General features: G+C 45.3%; 16 protein-coding genes. 8 read left to right on the plus strand and 8 right to left on the minus strand.

The window, feature by feature from the left end:
• Positions 1-47 precede the first annotated feature (47 nt).
• The 8 genes from ECHVI_RS18925 (at position 48) to ECHVI_RS18960 (ending at position 11,912) form a co-directional block, all read left to right on the plus strand.
• Positions 48-2,375, plus strand: a complete 2,328-nt coding sequence (locus ECHVI_RS18925) for a PIG-L family deacetylase (RefSeq protein WP_015267646.1) — start codon at positions 48-50, stop codon at positions 2,373-2,375.
• A 90-nt stretch (positions 2,376-2,465) separates the two neighbouring features.
• On the plus strand, positions 2,466-3,341 hold the full coding sequence (locus tag ECHVI_RS18930; protein ID WP_015267647.1) for an ROK family protein: 876 nt from the start codon (positions 2,466-2,468) through the stop codon (positions 3,339-3,341).
• A 1,475-nt stretch (positions 3,342-4,816) separates the two neighbouring features.
• Entirely contained in the window at positions 4,817-8,122 is a 3,306-nt protein-coding gene (locus ECHVI_RS18935) for a VCBS repeat-containing protein (protein ID WP_015267648.1), read from the plus strand.
• A complete protein-coding gene (locus ECHVI_RS18940; RefSeq protein WP_157501531.1) occupies positions 8,119-8,565 on the plus strand; it encodes a hypothetical protein in 447 nt (148 codons plus the stop codon). Before ECHVI_RS18935 ends, ECHVI_RS18940 begins: the two co-directional genes overlap by 4 nt.
• A gap of 38 nt (positions 8,566-8,603) precedes the next feature.
• On the plus strand, positions 8,604-8,909 hold the full coding sequence (tnpA, locus tag ECHVI_RS18945; RefSeq protein WP_041738757.1) for an IS66 family insertion sequence element accessory protein TnpA: 306 nt from the start codon (positions 8,604-8,606) through the stop codon (positions 8,907-8,909).
• Positions 8,909-9,250, plus strand: a complete 342-nt coding sequence (gene tnpB / locus ECHVI_RS18950) for an IS66 family insertion sequence element accessory protein TnpB (RefSeq protein WP_015267031.1) — start codon at positions 8,909-8,911, stop codon at positions 9,248-9,250. The genes tnpA and tnpB overlap by 1 nt, the downstream gene beginning before the upstream one ends.
• 170 nt (positions 9,251-9,420) lie before the next feature.
• Positions 9,421-10,974: an IS66 family transposase gene (tnpC, locus tag ECHVI_RS18955; protein WP_015267032.1), complete on the plus strand. Its 1,554-nt coding sequence runs from the start codon at positions 9,421-9,423 to the stop codon at positions 10,972-10,974.
• A gap of 77 nt (positions 10,975-11,051) precedes the next feature.
• Positions 11,052-11,912: a vanadium-dependent haloperoxidase gene (locus tag ECHVI_RS18960; protein ID WP_342662023.1), complete on the plus strand. Its 861-nt coding sequence runs from the start codon at positions 11,052-11,054 to the stop codon at positions 11,910-11,912.
• Between the two features lie 19 nt (positions 11,913-11,931).
• Here the strand turns inward: ECHVI_RS18960 and ECHVI_RS23080 are convergent, their stop codons facing one another.
• From ECHVI_RS23080 to ECHVI_RS18995, 8 genes are all read right to left on the minus strand, one after another.
• Positions 11,932-12,822 (minus strand): TlpA family protein disulfide reductase, encoded by an 891-nt coding sequence (locus ECHVI_RS23080; RefSeq protein WP_015267649.1) that lies wholly within the window; start codon positions 12,820-12,822, stop codon positions 11,932-11,934.
• Positions 12,823-12,979: 157 nt separating this feature from the next.
• Positions 12,980-13,549, minus strand: a complete 570-nt coding sequence (locus ECHVI_RS18970; RefSeq protein ID WP_015267651.1) for a hypothetical protein — start codon at positions 13,547-13,549, stop codon at positions 12,980-12,982.
• A gap of 139 nt (positions 13,550-13,688) precedes the next feature.
• On the minus strand, positions 13,689-14,246 hold the full coding sequence (locus ECHVI_RS18975) for a hypothetical protein (RefSeq protein WP_015267652.1): 558 nt from the start codon (positions 14,244-14,246) through the stop codon (positions 13,689-13,691).
• Between the two features lie 13 nt (positions 14,247-14,259).
• Positions 14,260-14,841: a Swt1 family HEPN domain-containing protein gene (locus ECHVI_RS18980; RefSeq protein WP_015267653.1), complete on the minus strand. Its 582-nt coding sequence runs from the start codon at positions 14,839-14,841 to the stop codon at positions 14,260-14,262.
• Positions 14,834-15,466: a DUF5343 domain-containing protein gene (locus tag ECHVI_RS18985; RefSeq protein WP_015267654.1), complete on the minus strand. Its 633-nt coding sequence runs from the start codon at positions 15,464-15,466 to the stop codon at positions 14,834-14,836. Before ECHVI_RS18985 ends, ECHVI_RS18980 begins: the two co-directional genes overlap by 8 nt.
• A 95-nt stretch (positions 15,467-15,561) precedes the next feature.
• Positions 15,562-15,978, minus strand: a complete 417-nt coding sequence (locus tag ECHVI_RS23760; protein WP_052331449.1) for a hypothetical protein — start codon at positions 15,976-15,978, stop codon at positions 15,562-15,564.
• Positions 15,942-16,412: a TIR domain-containing protein gene (locus tag ECHVI_RS23765; RefSeq protein WP_052331450.1), complete on the minus strand. Its 471-nt coding sequence runs from the start codon at positions 16,410-16,412 to the stop codon at positions 15,942-15,944. The genes ECHVI_RS23760 and ECHVI_RS23765 overlap by 37 nt, the downstream gene beginning before the upstream one ends.
• A 527-nt stretch (positions 16,413-16,939) precedes the next feature.
• Entirely contained in the window at positions 16,940-17,452 is a 513-nt protein-coding gene (locus ECHVI_RS18995; protein WP_015267655.1) for a cupin domain-containing protein, read from the minus strand.
• Positions 17,453-17,490: the final 38 nt, after the last annotated feature.

The following is a 17,490-nucleotide window of genomic DNA, read 5'->3' on the forward strand; positions in this document are numbered from 1 at the left end:
CTAGAGATCATTTTGAACATAGCATTAACATAAAAAACAATTTTAATATGCTAAGCAACTATCCTTTATCGGAAGTAGAAGAATGTTTCTTAAAAGAGTCAGGGGTGAAAGAGATCACCACCAAGATCCCTTACCTGACTGTAGACAATTTCCCAAAGCTTGGGTTATTGACGGCATGTAGGTTCCTGGAGTGGGCTGCCCACAACCCTAACGGGGTGATCAGCTTACCAACCGGTAAAACTCCTGAGTTTTTCATCAAATGGACCCAATTTCTGCTTGAGAATTGGGATAGCAAAAAAGGCAAGCAAATCCGTGAAGACTACGGAATGAGCGATCTCAAAAAGCCGGTGCTTAAAGACCTGCATTTTGTACAGATCGACGAATTTTACCCTATCTCTTCCTCCCAGCACAACAGTTTTTACCATTATGTAAACAAGTTTTACATTGATGGCTTTGGACTTGATCCTAAAAAAGCGTTGCTGATCAATTCCGATGATATTCCATTGGCAGAAGGAAAACACTTTTCCGAAATTTTCCCGGATCTTAAAGTAGACCTTTCCCTGAGGTTTAGGGAAGCTGCCAACAAGCAAGAAAAACTGCAGCAGGAATCCATCTTTCTGATCGACAAATGGTGCGGAGAGTATGAACAAAAAATCAGGGAAAAAGGAGGCATCGGCTTCTTCTTGGGCGGCATCGGTCCTGATGGCCACATTGCCTTCAACACCCGAGGATCCGACATCTTCTCCACGACCAGGCTGACAGAAACCAACTTTGAAACACAAGCGGTAGCAGCTGGTGACCTGGGCGGGATAGAAGTCTCGGCAAACCGCCTGGTCATTACCATTGGGTTGGACACCATCGTCTACAATCCAGAAGCCGTGGGCATCATCATCGCTGCTGGCGAGGCCAAGGCACAAATCGTCAAAGATTCACTGGAGACAGACCTGACCAACATCCACCCGGCTACGGTACTCCAAAAACTGAAAAATGGTCGCTTTTACCTGACCAAAGGGGGCGCTTCCAAGCTCACCGATAGCATCAACACCTACTACAAAACAGGCGAATGGACACAGGCCAAAACCGAAAAGTCCATCCTTGAGCTGTGTAAAAAGCTGGGCAAATATGCCAGTAGGCTTAAACTAGAGGACCTGAAAAACGATCCTTATACTTCCCTTATTCCTGATCTTTCAGAAAACACGGTGGCATCGGTGATCCAAAGCACCATCGATAAGCTGAATCGAGGAATCGAAAAAGAGGAAAATGAAGTACTGCTGCACACAGGACCACACCATGATGACATTTCTTTGGGGATCCTGCCGCACATCACCAACCAGCTGAGCGAAAAAACCAATGAAGCGCATTTCTCCGTATTGACTTCAGGGTTTACGGCGGTGACGAACACCTTTGTGATCGACACCTTGCTGCATACCAAGAAATTGCTGGATGAAGACCAAATCCAGATGGTCAACTATGAGGATTTCTTCCAGACCGGTTATAAGCTGAAAATGGACAAAGATGTGTACCATTACCTCACCAATGTGGCTTCAGAAGATCCTGAGCAACAAAAAAGAGGGCTTTGTCACCGTGTGGTAAGGGCAGTAGTGGAAGTATTTGGCGTGAAAAACAACCAAAAGCTTCGTGAGACCATTAACGATGTGATCAGCATTCTCAAAAACTCTTACGATGGAGAGAAAAACCCACCAAAAATCCAGAAGCTGAAAGGCATGATCCGGGAGTTCGAAGAGGAATTGGTATGGGCACACTTTGGGGTAAAAGTAAGAAATGTACACCACCTGAGACTAGGCTTCTATACCGGTGATATCTTCACCGAGCAACCGGACAAAAAGCGGGATGTGGAACCTATCGTGGAGATGTTCCGCGAAATCAATCCTACCAAAATCAGCTTGACCTTGGATCCGGAAGGCAGTGGTCCTGACACCCACTACAAAGTGCTTCAAGCAACTGCCGAAGCCGTAAGACAGTGGAGCAAAGAAAAAGACCTCAGCGACCTGCGCATCATCGGGTACAGAAACGTATGGTTTAAGTTTGAAGCAGCGGAGTCCAATGTCATCGTACCGGTTTCGTTAGGTGACCTCTCCGTGATGGAAGACTCTTTTGCCAACTGCTACCTCAGCCAGGTAAATGCCTCGTTCCCTAGCTATGCCCACAACGGTAAATTCAGCACCATCGCCAAACGCACTTGGGTAAACCAGCTGAACGACGTGCAGTTATTGCTAGGAAAAGACTATTTCTACCAGCACGATATGGCTAAGGTAAGGGCTAGCCATGGCTTGATTTTCTTCAAGGACATGAATGTCGAAGAATTCATCGCCCACGCCAGAGAATTGGAAAAATCAATCGAAGGGATGATCTAATCTCAGGCTTTAAACCTTACGCCTGATAATTATTGAGGTATCCGAGGGCGTACGTGCCTTCGGATATCTTTGGTTTTTAAACGTAGATACATGAAAAAAAATCGGCTGATTCTGGGACTTGATATTGGAGGGACTTCTATAAATGCCGGTATTATGAAAGATGGGGAACTGATAGAGAAGCGGGAAATTCCCACCCCTTCACAGGAGCCCCAAGAAGTCATATTATCGACTATCGCTGACTTTATCGCTTCCTACTTTTCACATGAGATAGATGGAATAGGTATAGGCATTCCCGGCTTGGTGGATGCTGAGAAAGGCATCGTGTATAACCTTGAAAACATCCCTGCTTTCAATAAAGTAGCCCTCAAAGATTACTTGGAAAGAACACTGGAAAAGCCAGTGTATATTAACAATGATGCCAACTGTTTTGCCTTAGGGGAATACAAATTTGGTGGAGCCAATAAGCACCGTCACATGGTAGGCATCACCTTGGGAACAGGCATTGGCACCGGTGTCATCACCAATGGAGAGCTTTATCCGGGATTTCTCTGCGGAGCGGGCGAATGGGGCGGCGTACCTTATCTGGACAGTAATTTTGAGAATTACTGCAGCAGTAAGTTTTTCCGTAAACTGCACCATACCACCGCCAAGAAATTGGCTGCCAAAGCCGCTGAAGGAGACCAGGAAGCCTTAAAGCTGTTTTATGAATACGGGACCCACATCGGAAACCTGATCAAATACATCTTGTTCACCTATGCCCCAGAGGCCATTGTTATCGGAGGCTCGATCAGAAAGGCATTTCCCTATTTCTCCAAAGGACTTAAGGAAACGGTGGAGACCTTCCCCTATTCCTCCATCAGCGATAACCTGACCATTTACACCTCATCATTTGATGATTCGGCCATCATGGGAGCCGCTGCTTTGGTTACTGAAGCGGAGTCTCACGTAGCCAATCTAGCCAAATAAAAAAGCTGTCTCATCATTCCCCGGAATAACCTGAAAACATGGGCTGTTTCTTACGTGGATATATGAATGGGACAGCTTTTGTTCATTTTTCTGTTTCCCACTTCCATCATTAATAGGGTCACAAGTTTTTTTTGGCCACAAAGGCACTAAGGCACAAAGTTTTTTCGGGGTTGGTGCATCGCTAATCCGCATTTATAATGCGGATTCCTGAGCATGGCATTTGTAATGCCAATACATCACTGTTTATTTATTGCCACGAAGGCACTAAGGCACAAAGTTTTTTGGGGTTGGTGTGTCGATAATCCGCATTTGTAATGCGGATTCCTGAGCATGGCATTTGTAATGCCAATACATCGCTGTTTATTTATTGCCACGAAGGCACTAAGGCACAAAGGATTTTGGGGGGTGGTGTGTCGCTAATCCGCATTTGTAATGCGGATTCCTGAGCATGGCATTTGTAATGCCAATACATCACTGTTTATTTATTGCCACGAAGGCACTAAGGCACAAAGTTTTTTGGGGTTGGTGCATCGCTAAACCGCATTTGTAATGCGGATTCCTGAGCATGGCATTTGTAATGCCAATACATCACTATTTTTCATCGCCACGAAGGCACTAAAGCACAAAGGATTTTTGGGGGTGGTGTGTCACTAATCTGCAGTTGTAATGCGGATTCCTGAGCATGGCATTTGTAATGCCAATACCCATCTCATGTGGAAATGTTCTTCCTTATTCACCATAAATAGGTTTTAGCGGGAATTTTCGGGGAGTAGGATCGTTTTTGCGGCTAAAACGGGATATTCCAACGGGCTATTTGACCATGGGTTTTACCCATGGCTATGGTTATGACGCCCTTTCAGGGCTATCCCGTGTCCTGTAATCCGCATTTGTAATGCCAATACACCACTGTTTATTTATTGCCACGAAGACACTGAGGCGCAAAGGATTTTGGGGGGTGGTGTGTCGCTAATCTGCAGTTGTAATGTGGATTGCGGAGCACGGCATTTGTAATGCCAATACCCATCTCATGTGGAAATGTTCTTCCTTATTCACCATAAATGGGTTTTAGCGGGAATTTTTGGGGAGTAGGATCGTTTTTGCGGCTAAAACGGGAAATTCCAACGGGCTATTTAACCAGGGGTTTTACCCATGGCTATGATTATGACGCCCTTTCAGGGCTGTCCCCGTGTCCTGTAATCCGCAGTTGTAATGCCAATACATCACTGTTTATTTATTGCCACGAAGGCACTAAGGCGCAAAGTTTTTTGGAGTTAGTGCGTCGCTAATCCGCATTTGTAATGCGGATTGCCGAGCATGGCATTTGTAATGCCACCTTACCGAATCATCCTCTCCGCATTTCCCTGTAACCTTATGGAAGGAACAAACTGTTTCCCATAAACCATTGAAATAACAAATTATCCTTTTATATTATACATGCTTAATTCCCGTACATATTCAACCACTTATCAAAAAAAATGTTTGGAAAACACGTTACCCTAACCATCCTCATACTGCTGATGGCCTTGGCCCAAACAAGTCATGCACAAAAGGCTGTTCCTGCGATCACGTTCGAAGAGGTCAAACCAAAATCCAGCGGGGTAACCTTTAAAAACCAGATCACAGAGGACGAACACCATAACATCCTGACCTACGAATATTTCTACAATGGTGGCGGGGTGGCGGTAGGCGATCTTGACAATGACGGCCTGGATGAAATTTTCCTGACCGGAAACATGGTGGACAATGCCCTGTACCATAATTTAGGCAATTTTCACTTCAAGGATATCAGCAAAAAAGCTGGTGTCAGGGGAAAAGACAGTTGGACGACAGGCGTGACCATGGCTGATGTAAACGCGGATGGCTTTCTGGACATTTACGTCTGCTATTCCGGTGACGGCGATGCCCTCAGCCGTACCAATGAACTGTACATCAATAATGGTGACCTTACCTTTACCGAAAGCGCTGCCGCCTATGGGCTGGACGCTACTTCAAACAGTACGCAGGCACTCTTCTTTGACTTTGACAAGGATGGTGACCTGGACATGTTTTTGCTCAACCATAACATCGAAGTCATTCACGAACTGGAATTCACCGCGGCAAAGACAGACCGACACCCTACGGCCGGAGACCGCCTTTACCGAAACGACAACGGGACGTTTACGGACATTAGTGAAGCTGCCGGCATCATCGGAAATTCCCTTGGCTTCGGGCTGGGGATCATTGCTTCGGATATCAACGACGACGGCTGGCCGGACCTCTACATTTCCAATGATTACGTGGAGCACGATTACCTCTACCTCAACAACCAAGACGGCACCTTCTCCGAAAAGCTGACCGAAAAGCTGCAGCACATCAGCCATTTCAGCATGGGCCTGGACATCGCGGACATCAACAACGACGGCATGAAGGACATCTTTACCTTGGACATGCTGCCGGAAGACAATAAACGCCAAAAATTGCTCTATGGACCAGAAAATTATGAGCATTATGGGCTGATGGTAGCCGAGGGCTTTCACCATCAAAATATGCGCAACATGCTCCAAGTGAACAATGGCAACAGCACCTTCAGTGAAGTGGGCCAACTTGCGGGCGTCTCCAATACGGACTGGAGCTGGTCTTCCCTGTTCTTCGATGCCAATAACGACGGCTACAAGGACCTCTATGTGACCAATGGCTACTACCGGGACTATACCAACCGTGATTTTCTGAAATACAAGGGAGACTATTATTTCCAAAAGGCCATCGACCGTGAAAAAGCCGATACGCTGGAGCTGGTCACGTCCATGACCTCCACTCCTATTCCCAACTATGCCTTTCAAAACAACGGCGACCTTACCTTCAAAGATGTCTCCGACCAATGGAACCTGTCGAAACGGGGATTCTCCAATGGGGCAGCCTATGCCGATTTGGACAATGACGGCATGCTGGACCTGGTCGTCAACAACCTGAATGAAGTGGCTTCCGTGTATCAAAATACGCCCAGCTCTAGCGGCACCGCTAATTTCTTAAAAGTCAAGCTCAAGGGGGAAGGGAAAAACACCTTTGGCATCGGCAGTCAAGTAACGGTATATGCCGGCCACCGCCCCTTGCTCTTGGAACAAATGCCCACCAGAGGCTTCCAATCTTCCATCAGCTACACCTTGCAGGTGGGATTGGGGAGGCATGAAACAGTGGATTCCCTGCGCATCGTATGGCCTTCTGGCAAAACACAACTGCTAAAAGGAGTCCAGCCAAACCAAACCCTTGTCCTCGACGAATCACAGGCTTCGCCAATGGAGCAACTCGACCAGTCAAGCACGGCCGCTCCTTACTATGCATTGGCCCCATCACCTGTCCAGTATCGGCATCAGGAAAAAGGCTATAACGATTTCAAGCGCCAACCGCTTTTAACGGAAATGCCCAGTTACCTCGGCCCTAAAATCGCTTCCACCGTCCTCTCGGATAGCAGCATGCTCTTGTACATTGGCGGTACCAAAGGCAATCCCGGCCAACTGTTTCAGGTCGATACGGCCGGCCACATCGTGCCCAGCAAGGGATTTACTTCCAGCGAAGCACACACGGATGCGGATGCACACTTTCTCGACGCCAACATGGACGGTCATCCCGACCTGTATGTGGCCAGCGGGGGCTATCATCAGTACATCGCCCAAGACGAAGCGCTGCAAGACCGGCTTTACCTCAACGATGGCACCGGAAAACTTGTCCTCAACGAGGAAGCGCTGCCCACCATGCTGACCAGCACCGCCGTGGTCCGGACTGCGGACATCAATAGGGACGGCTTTCCGGATTTGTTTGTGGGCGGGCGAATAGTACCGGGAAAATACCCTGAAGTCCCTGAAAGCTACCTGCTGATGAATGATGGTACCGGCAAGTTTACCGTCGCAACCGCCACCCTGGCCCCTGAACTCGCACACATCGGCATGGTGACGGATGCCCTGTGGACAGACCTCAACGGCGATCAATTCAGTGACCTCATCATTGCGGGGGAATGCCTGCCCATTCAGGTGTACATCAACCAAAACGGCCAACAACTGATCGATCAAACGGCCCAATGGCTGCCCGATTCCCCGCATGGCCTTTGGAGCAGCATGGCAAAAGGGGACGTGGACCAGGATGGGGATGAGGATGTGATCTTGGGAAATTATGGCCTGAACTCCCAACTGAAAGCCACCAAAGAACAACCCATGACCTTGTACTATGGGGATTTTGACGATAACGGATCGATCGACCCGCTTATGGAAAGGTACGTGCAAGGAGAAGCATATCCTTTTGCCAGCCGGGATGAGCTGCTCGACCAGCTGTACGGCATGCGCAGCAAATTCACCGATTACGAAACCTATTCCAAGGCGAAGATGGAGGACATTTTGACCAAAGAACAACTGGAACAGGCCGCAAAACTCACCGTCAACGAGCTGAGGACGCTGTACCTGGAAAATATGGGCGACGGGTTCAAGCTGCATTTCCTGCCCATCGAAGCGCAGTTTGCCCCCGTGTACAGCATTGAGGTGATGGACTATGATGAAAATGGAACCCTGGATATCCTCCTCGGGGGAAACCAAACCTATTCCCGACTGAGCATCGGTGTCATGGATGCCAACTACGGCCAGGTCTTCCTGGGGGATGGCCAAGGGAATTTTGAATTTCTTCCTCAAAACAAGTCGGGCCTCGCCATCAAGGGCGATATCAAATCCATCCTGCCCCTGACCCTGCCGGGAGGAAAATTCCTGCTGTTTGGCCTGAACAACCAAGGGATCATCGCCTACAAAAAAGTAACCCCATGATGAAAAAGATACCCTCTTCTATTGGCTATGCCTGGCTACTTACCGTACTGCTTTTGGTTCAGCTGCCCACCGACGGAAATGGACAGACGGAACAACAAAAAGTCAACTTATATGTAGAGAACTTGTTCGAAACCACCAAAATCATGGTGTCGGATGTCACTTCTCCGACCGGAGCAGCGCGCTTTTACGGCTATATCACCATGGGCGCCTATGTGGCCTTGGATAAACCCGTCCGCCTTGCCCAGCCGCTTCAGCAGCAGTTTATCTCACCCATGGCCATCTCCTATCCTCCCGCTCAGGAGATCGACCGTACCTTTGCGGCCATTTACAGCATGCTGAGTGTGGGAAAAGGTATCATGCCTTCCGGCATAAGCCTCCAAGTCGCCCAGCAAAAGCTTATCGACCGCTACCGTAGCCAAAAGTGGATCGTAACCACCTTATAAAGTACATGTTTCATGGCGTGTTTTGACCGCATAGCTTTGTGGAAAAAGCAAAAGTGATGAACCTACAAGAAGAAATGGCCGCCCTTGTCAAAGAGTACAAGAGCAGCGGTCTGACGCAGAAATCCTTCAGTGCGCGAAAGGGGATCGGTTATCCCAAGTTCAATTATTGGTACCGAAAGCTGGCGGGGGAACAGGTCCGGGAACCCACTGGTTTTCTACCGGTCCGTACCCAGGGCAGCAGTGTTCCTGCAGAGGCGGTGGAAGTGGTGTACCCGAACGGGGTAAAGCTGCGGGTGCCGTCCGAGGACCTATCGCTGTTGTCCAACCTGATCAGGCTGTACTGATGTTTTCGCTGGGCTCCCACCACCAATATTTCCTGTACCGCAGCCCGGTTGACATGCGCAAAGGGTTCAACGGGCTTTCCGGGATCGTCACCAATGAACTGGACCGTGACCCGGTCTCCGGGGAAGTGTTCGTCTTTGTCAACCGCCACCGCAACCTGATCAAACTCCTGCACTGGGAGAAGGGCGGTTTCGTGGTCTATTACAAACGATTGGAAAAAGGCACTTTCCTGCTCCCGGAGGACAGGGGTGACGGCGTGCTGGATTGGCCCGAACTGGTGCTGATGGTCGCGGGCATCCAGGTGGAAGGCTACCGGCAGCGTCCCCGGTATATCCCCGGTTGATTTTTTTTACTGACCCGTGTTCAGCTTTTCGGGGCTGTATGCCCTTCTGTTAGTCCTACGGACAGCTTTTTGAAGCCAGAATGGCCGAAATCATCTCCTGAGGTTTTTTTCCACAGGGGCTGTGGAAAAAAAGTCCATGGTTTTATAAGCGGGAGGTTTTATTTTCGGGCATGTCAAAGCCACTCGACCAGTTGACCAAAGCCGAACTGCTTGCCCTGCTGCAAAAGTCAGAGCAACAGGTGGCCGACCGTGAGCGGGTGATAGCCGAGAAGGAACGTATCCTGGCCGAGAAAGAAGCTTATGAGAAGCAGTTGTTGGCGATGATCGAGAAGTTCAAGCGCATGTCCTTTGCCCAGAAGCGGGAGCGCTTTTTAGGGAACAAGGACCAGATGGCCCTGCCCTTTGAACCTGACCAAGAGCAAGAACAGCAACAGCAGGAAGGGTTTTCCCGCAAGGTGGAATACATCCGCAAGAAACGTCCCGCCCATACGGGCAGACAGCCCTTGCCCGACCACCTTCCCGTGGAAGAGATCGAGATCCATCCGGAAGGGGACCTTTCCGGCATGGAGTGTATCGGCAAGGAAGTGACCGAAGAGCTGGACTATATCCCTGCCCAATATATCCGCAGAAGATACATCCGCTATAAGTATGCCCCAAAGGACAGGTACAGCAGTGCCGGGGTAAAGATCGGCCTGTTGCCGGAAAGGGCCATTCCAAAGGGCATCCCGGGTTACGGCCTGCTCACCGACATCCTTACAAGGAAATACCTGGAACATATGCCGCTGTACCGGCAGGCGCAGCGTTTCAAACGGGAAAAGATCCCCATAGCGCCCACCACACTTGAGGGATGGGTGAAACAGGGGCTGGAAAAACTCGAACCCCTGTACGACTGTCTGGTGGACGACACCAAGGCCATGGGCTATCTTATGGTGGACGAGAGTACCATCCGGGTATTGGACAGCGACAACAAGAAGGGCGCCTGCCACACGGGTTACTACTGGGTATACCATAACCCTTTGGAAAACACCGTACTCTTTGATTACCGGCCTACCCGGAGCAAGGAAGGCCCCAGTGCCATACTGGAAAACTTTCAGGGCTACCTGCAGAGTGATGGATATGGCGTGTACGAACATTATGTGGCCAATAAGCAGGTCACCCACCTGGCCTGTTGGGCACATGCAAGGAGAAAGTTTTTTGAGACCTTGGTGGAAAACAAGAAGGCCGCTTCCGAGGCCCTGGGCTTTATCGGCAAGCTTTACGATGTGGAAAGAAAGGCCAAGAAGGAAAACCTCTCTGCCGAAGACCGCAAGAAGCTCCGTTTGGACGAGGCCTTGCCGGTGATCAACAAAATGTCCGAGTGGATCAAGAAGCAGCTGCCCAAGGCCCTGCCCAAAAGTGGGCTGAGAAAAGCCCTGTTCTACTCGGCAAACAGATGGGCCGAACTGTCCAATTACCTGTATGACGGTAAACTGGAGATCGACAACAATCCCGTGGAAAGGGAAATCAGATCAATGGTGGTCGGCAGAAAAAACTACCTGTTTGCCGGCTCCCATAAAGCGGCCCAAAGGGCGGCCATGATCTATTCCTTCTTCGGCATCTGTAAATTACATGACGTCAATCCCCAACAGTGGCTCGAACATGCTCTGAGAAATATCATGACCACCAACCATAAGAACATCCGTGACCTATACCCACAAAACTTTAACCAAACAACACGCGGTTAATAGGGCGGTTACAGTGGATCAGCCCCCAAACGCTCGAAAACAGCCGTGTATACGCCGAAAATATCGCCAAGCAGGTCTTGGCCTACAGCAAAAGTGACGGATATGGCAAGCTCAGCACCCTCCCGCGCTACGCCCCTGCCCAGGAGCCAGGCACTTGGTATCCCACGCCTCCGGCGTACCTTGGGGCCATCGATCCGGAGTGGAAGACCATCCGCCCTTTTTACCTGTCCGACCTGCCCCAATTTAAGCCCCGGCCGCCTGCCCCGTACTCCATGGACAGCACCAGTGACTTTTACCTGCTGACCAAAGAAGTTTATGACACGACCAAGGTCTTGACCAAGGAGCAGCGCTTGATTGCCAATTTCTGGGACTGCAATCCCTTTATGGTGTCTTACAGCGGGCATATGGCCATTGGGCTGAAGAAAATCAGTCCGGGTGGCCACTGGGTAAACATCACCGGCATCGCCTGCAAAAAGGCGGGGATTACCTTTGCCGAAACCGTGGAAGTCCATGCCCTCCTCTCCACGGGGCTGCACGATGCCTTTATCAGCTGCTGGGAAGAAAAATACGACTCCGACAGGATCCGGCCAGAGACGGTCATCAACCGCCACATCGACCCCACATGGCGCCCCATCCTCCAAACGCCCCCTTTCCCGGAATACACCAGTGGACACAGCGTGATCTCCAGGACCAGCGCCACCCTCCTCACCTACTATTTTGGGGATCATTTTGCCTATACGGATACCTCAGAAGAGTATTTTGGCCTGCCACCACGAAAATTCACATCCTTCCTACAGGCTTCTGACGAAGCGGCCATTTCCAGGCTCTACGGAGGCATTCACTTTCGCGACGCCATCGAAGTAGGCGTCAAACAAGGCCACAAAATCGGAAATTATATCATCGGACTGCTGGAAAAGGAGAAGGTGGTGGAGCGGTGATTGGGGTGTTATTAGTTTTTTATTCAATATTATTAATTTCTTTAAGGTGTTGATCAATTTCAAACCAGACATTTTCATTTCCTCCTTCTTTGTAAAAAACAATGTTTTTATTGTTATCAATTATAATGTTTTTGGGATAAGTATTTCCAAATAAAACCCTATCATTTTCAGAAATGAACGTTATATCATATTCAAAATCATTTTTTTCTAAAAAGCTAGATACTTTATCTTTTGAGTCATCGGTTATTGATACAAACCTTACATCGTTATCGGAATATTTGCTGACTAATTTATTCAATCCTGGAATTTCTTTTCTACAAGGTGCACACCAAACAGCCCACCAATTAACAACAATAGTTTGCCCGTTGAAATTATCCAAATCGAATTTCTCTCCGTTAATATCTGTTAGTTCGATTGAAGGAAATATTTTTCCTTTAACCAGAGGTTTGTCGATTGTTAAAACAGTTAGTGAGTCAGTTAAGATTGATTGGTTAACCCAAGAATAAGTGATACTGTTTTTTAGTGTGTCAATTTTTTTTATTCTTAAAGAAACTCGGTTTATTGAATTATTAAACTCGATATCGATATCGTTCTCTTTTATATTTTCTGAATCTGGGTTTAAATCAACTGTGCTAAATTGTTTTATTTGCTTGTTTGAAGCTAGTGCAATCCAATTTCCAGATTGTTCTCCTTGCTTAAGAAATCCAATATAAATATCGATTGAATCATTATTGGATTCCAAAATAGAATGGCTTTGAATTTTAAAGGGCAGGTTTTTTTCAATAGGTTCTAAAATTTCAGGAAAACCTTTTTGAAACTCCACAGTTTTATATGAACTTTTTTGTTCTTTCTGACAACTACCTAAAAATGTCAATATTAACATCAAAAAGAAATTGTTTTTCAGCATCATTAGTGATTTAGATTGTTGTTAACGGTCTCGTATAACCGTCAGTTACGGGTTTAAAGATAGTGTTTTTCAGTTTAGCACAGACGATAGCAATTCCGAGTGGATTCGGACAGCCTGTCCCGAACTTACTTCGGGATAGTCGAATCCGCCGTAATTGCGGTTATACATTGTTATAGTGCATTTTTATTTTTTCAAGTCCGTTATATAACTCCGTTACTTTTGGATAAAGTTTTCGTGTCATATATTCATCGAAACCTCTATCAAAACCATACTTTATTAGAGTTTCTCCAAATTCTTTATTCAGTTCGTCTATTAACTTTCCTTTTCGTTTTGTTATAATCTTTCCATTGTCAGTAATCCGCTTTTCATAGTGGTTTTGAAAAATGTGAGAAGAACTATGCCTTTTGTATTCTATAAATTCAAATTCCGATTCAGAGAAGAGTGATTTTAAATTTTTAAGACCATTTATAAGCTCCAAATAAAATTCTTTCTTTTTGAGATTTTGACTGGTTTTTACGTGTTCAAATACTTTTTTTGAGTATTCAATTCCTACAGTTGTTAGTTCGTAAAAGACTACATAAAGTGAACTTTGATAAATTGAATCATATTCCTTGTTCAGTTCGCTATTCAAGTAGAATAACTTTCTTAACCATTGAACAAATAATTCTTCATTCGCAAGGGTTTGCAAAATGTTGTCAAATTTGAATTTTTCATACTCAATTTTATTCATTGTTCTGATTTTTTTCAAATGCACTAAATCGGTCGAGGCTAAAAACAGTTGGGCATTTTATACCCTAATTTTTTCAGTTTAGCACTGACCTTTGTTTTACTTTTTTTCGTTTATTAACTTGATTATCGGTTATTTATAGTCATTGTTGTGCACAGTTATTTTCTTCCGCTTTTTCAAGGTTGTCAAGAACGATAGTAGTTACTTCTACTGACATTCCAATAAGTTCTTTATTTCTTGTGTACTGAGGTTCGTCCAACTCCATTTTACATCCATGAAAAAGATTATCCCGTACTTGTTTAACTATTGTGAGCAGAGCAACAAATGGACTTTTTGTCCATGCCTCTCCAATTTCATTTTCGTTACTTGTATCATGAAATTTCTCCTCAAACAGATCGCAAAAATATCTTAGATAGAATGTCGCTCTTTGAAGGGAAACTGTTGGTTCAAAGTCCATCCTTGAACTGCCTACTGGTGGATAAGAGGAAAATTTTCGAGCAATAGATTTCGTATCTTTTCTAGCCCAATAAAATTCGCCAAATTCTTTGTCAAATTGATCTATATGATTATTCCCATTGTAGCGATTTTGCCAATATGATTCGAGCCATTCATAGTGTTCATGAAGTGTCCTCCTAATGCTTAGGTTCTCCTTGTCTTGAGCAAGTCTCTCTCTAAATAGTCTGATTTGTAAAGCCTTCATTAGAAATTTGAGTTTATTCCATTAACCTAAACCAATCTTTCACTGTCAACTCTAGTCTTACGACTTCATCTTCGGCCAAAGGACTGCAATGAGCGATTGGGCCCCGAAGCTGATTCAAATTGGTCATTATTTTTTGGAAGGATCTTTTACCCCGCTTAAATAGCTCTTCAAAGGCCTCCCAGTTACCCGTTACAATTTGGCTTAGTTCTCCAAATGTCGTGTAATCAATTTTTTCATCTGACCTGATAGTGAAGCCCGAATCTTCATCTCTTTTTATATTTTTCTCAACGTTTACCTTAATCGGTTCTGCCACTTGATCTACCCACCAATTAACTCCATACCTTTCCTCCATCAATTGGAGGATTAAGGCTCTAATTGATTTTTCTAAGCAATAGAAGACCTCATAATGCTCGGCCATTGATTTTGCCTCCCTTCTAAATTCAGAGTCAAATTGTAGATAGTATTCTTTTTTTTGAACCTCTTGTTTAGGATTTCTTTCAAGATCTATGTCAAAATCCTTCTCAATTTTATCTAACTGGTGTTCAGTTAGCGAGTTAGCCATTGCAAACAATTTAATCTTATCTAAATTACTCATCTAATAGATTTTCTTTGAGTGATTTAAAAATGGCATCATAAATAGCTGGATCATCTGTTTTAGGTAAAACTAAGTTGATGGTGTAATTAAGGCCTAATTTCAATTCGGAAGATTGTGCTTTTTGGATTGGAACGGGCAAATTGGAAGGTGTTTGTTCTTTAGTCTTTTCAGCTGGTTTTTCTTTTTTCGGTACAGTTGCTTCGAAATCTGCAAATTCCTTTGCATTTTTGAATGAATTGTAAATTGCTTTAACTGTGCTATTGTCATGTGGTTTTCCTGTTACTTCTGAAATAAGTTTCTTAAGCTCTTTATCAGCAAGGTCATGTGCATATTCGTTCCGAGTGTATAACTCTATGTAACCGGTTTTAAGTGCTTTAGCCATAGCTGCACCTCTATAATCTGGATTTCTAAAATTTTTATAAATCTGAGTCGGAGTCCCATCTTGATTTAACAAATCACATTTTTTCGCCCATGAAATGAAAGTTTTTTGATTGCCTCCGGTAAACCCAAGTTTAGTCCCAAGAAAGTCGTAATTAAAATTTTCTGGTACGCTTGCCTCAATTATTTTATTAAGAATTTTTGGTAAGGTACCTGGTGAACTCATGTATGGTAAATCTTTACTCATAATTATTCGGTTTTAAATAATGCACAACGGTCCAGCTATGAGCAGTAGCATCCCGCAGGGTGCTGTTGCTTATAGCCTTTGTTAGCTACAGATTTTTATCTCATCATATTTTTTCTCATTCTTCTATCAAGCATTTGGATTCTTTCATGAATTTCACTCATTCGCATTATCAAATCCATAAATTCTTCATCTACTGGCATCTTCTGTCCACTGTACCTATCAACTAACTCTTTTAGACGGTAAATCATGTGCTCTAATTCTTTGTTAAAGTGCCTATATTCATCATAGAACATCATTGCCTGTTTGTCTCCTTTTTCTCTTAAAACTTCATTTAAATAATCAGGGGGCATTAATATTTCGGGTGAACGAAGAATTTTTTGATTAATTCTGGTTAACTCAAGAAGTTCTTCAAGTATTTCCTGTTTTTCCTTTTCAGGTTCTTCTGTGTCAGCCTCTTCTGTTTTGAATTCTTCGGCTACTTTTTTAATTCTTCTTGAAGTGTAGGATACCATGCTTTAAATGCCTTCTCAACCATTTCATCACTTAGCTTAGTGTCTCCGCATGCCTTATTAATGGTTTTAATCAACTTCAATACATCTTCCTGATTATGAACTGTTGATTGGAATTGAAGAATTGGGCCATTTATTTCGGACCTTTTTATGTCAAATAAAAATGGACTAACATAAGACTTCTCCAGTTTCTTAGATAATGCGCCTGCTTCAAATGTCAGCCAAGGAGCATGAAGATTATCCTTAGTCACGCACAGAATTCCAAAGCCTGAATCTTCAAGTTCTTTTGCAATGTCCGTACTCCAACGAGCTCCTTTGTCGATATCCTCTGAGCTGACATATGGTTCAATAGATTGGATTACTGATGGCAACCAGTCTCTAAGTGTTAATGCAACCTTATGGCTTTTAGTGCCTGACCAACTTAAAAATACTTTCATTTTTTGTCTATTTTAATTTGTAGCTAACACCTTTATACCCACTATAAACCGTTAAAAAACGACTATAAACGTTTACATCCGACTATAATCGAATTTTTTCGAAATTTACCGAAAATTTATATGCTGAAAAATACCCTAAATGGGGTATTTATTCGTTTATCGATATTTCCTCAGAAAATGTAACTTGGGGCTGGTCGCGGTTTGCCTCCGCTAAACTTTTTCGGCACGGTAAAAAAGGGTACATGTTTGCGCCTATAAGAATGGTGCATGGGGTAAGGGTGTTGTCGCTCGAGATCAAGACTGCCACGGCTCCAGCCCGCTAATCACATCCCTCGCCTCGCAGTGACGGTCTCTTAATCGCCACAAAGGCACCAAGACACGAAGAATCTTTGGGTGATGGTGCTTTTTATAACCTTGCGGAGACGTTAGATCGAGGGGAAAAGCAAAACCCCTTCAGGTTTTGCTGAAGGGGTTCGTGGGGATTGGCGATTATGTTCCGCCATCCTATATTTTAAGCTGTGCAGTGCTTATTTCCGCTGGAAATCATCTTGTACGCGGACGATGTCTTCTTCATTGGAAGGATTGGAAGGGTCGGTGTGCATCCAGATTTCGGCCACCACGCCCCAATTGTCCATGCCTACCAAACGGTGCCGCTCGCCTTTCGCCAGTTCTACGACTTCTCCTAACACCAACGGCTGCAACTCACCTTCTTCGTCAGTTGGGCTGGTCACGATGCCGCCTTCTCCGCCTACCAATTTCCAGATTTCAGCTCTTCTGTGGTGGTATTGCCAGGACAAACGTTTTTCAGGTCCTACGATCAGAATTTTCGGACTTAGTTTTTGCTTTAACTGCTCTTCCGAAAACTCCACGCTGGCAAAAAACTGCGACCTGAATTTGGCGATCTGGCTTTCCTCGATCACAAAGAAACCGCCCCAAGGTCTTTCTCGGTCCTCAGCGGCTACTTCATATCCGTTAAAATCCAACCAATCTTTGATCTGCTTAAAAATGGCTTCCTTTGAAGCGCTCTTTTCGATTTTCATATTGTTCTACGGTTTAATAGATTCGTTCGCACTTAAAA

The organism is Echinicola vietnamensis DSM 17526, assembly GCF_000325705.1.
In the GTDB taxonomy this organism is placed as follows: Bacteria; Bacteroidota; Bacteroidia; order Cytophagales; family Cyclobacteriaceae; genus Echinicola; species Echinicola vietnamensis.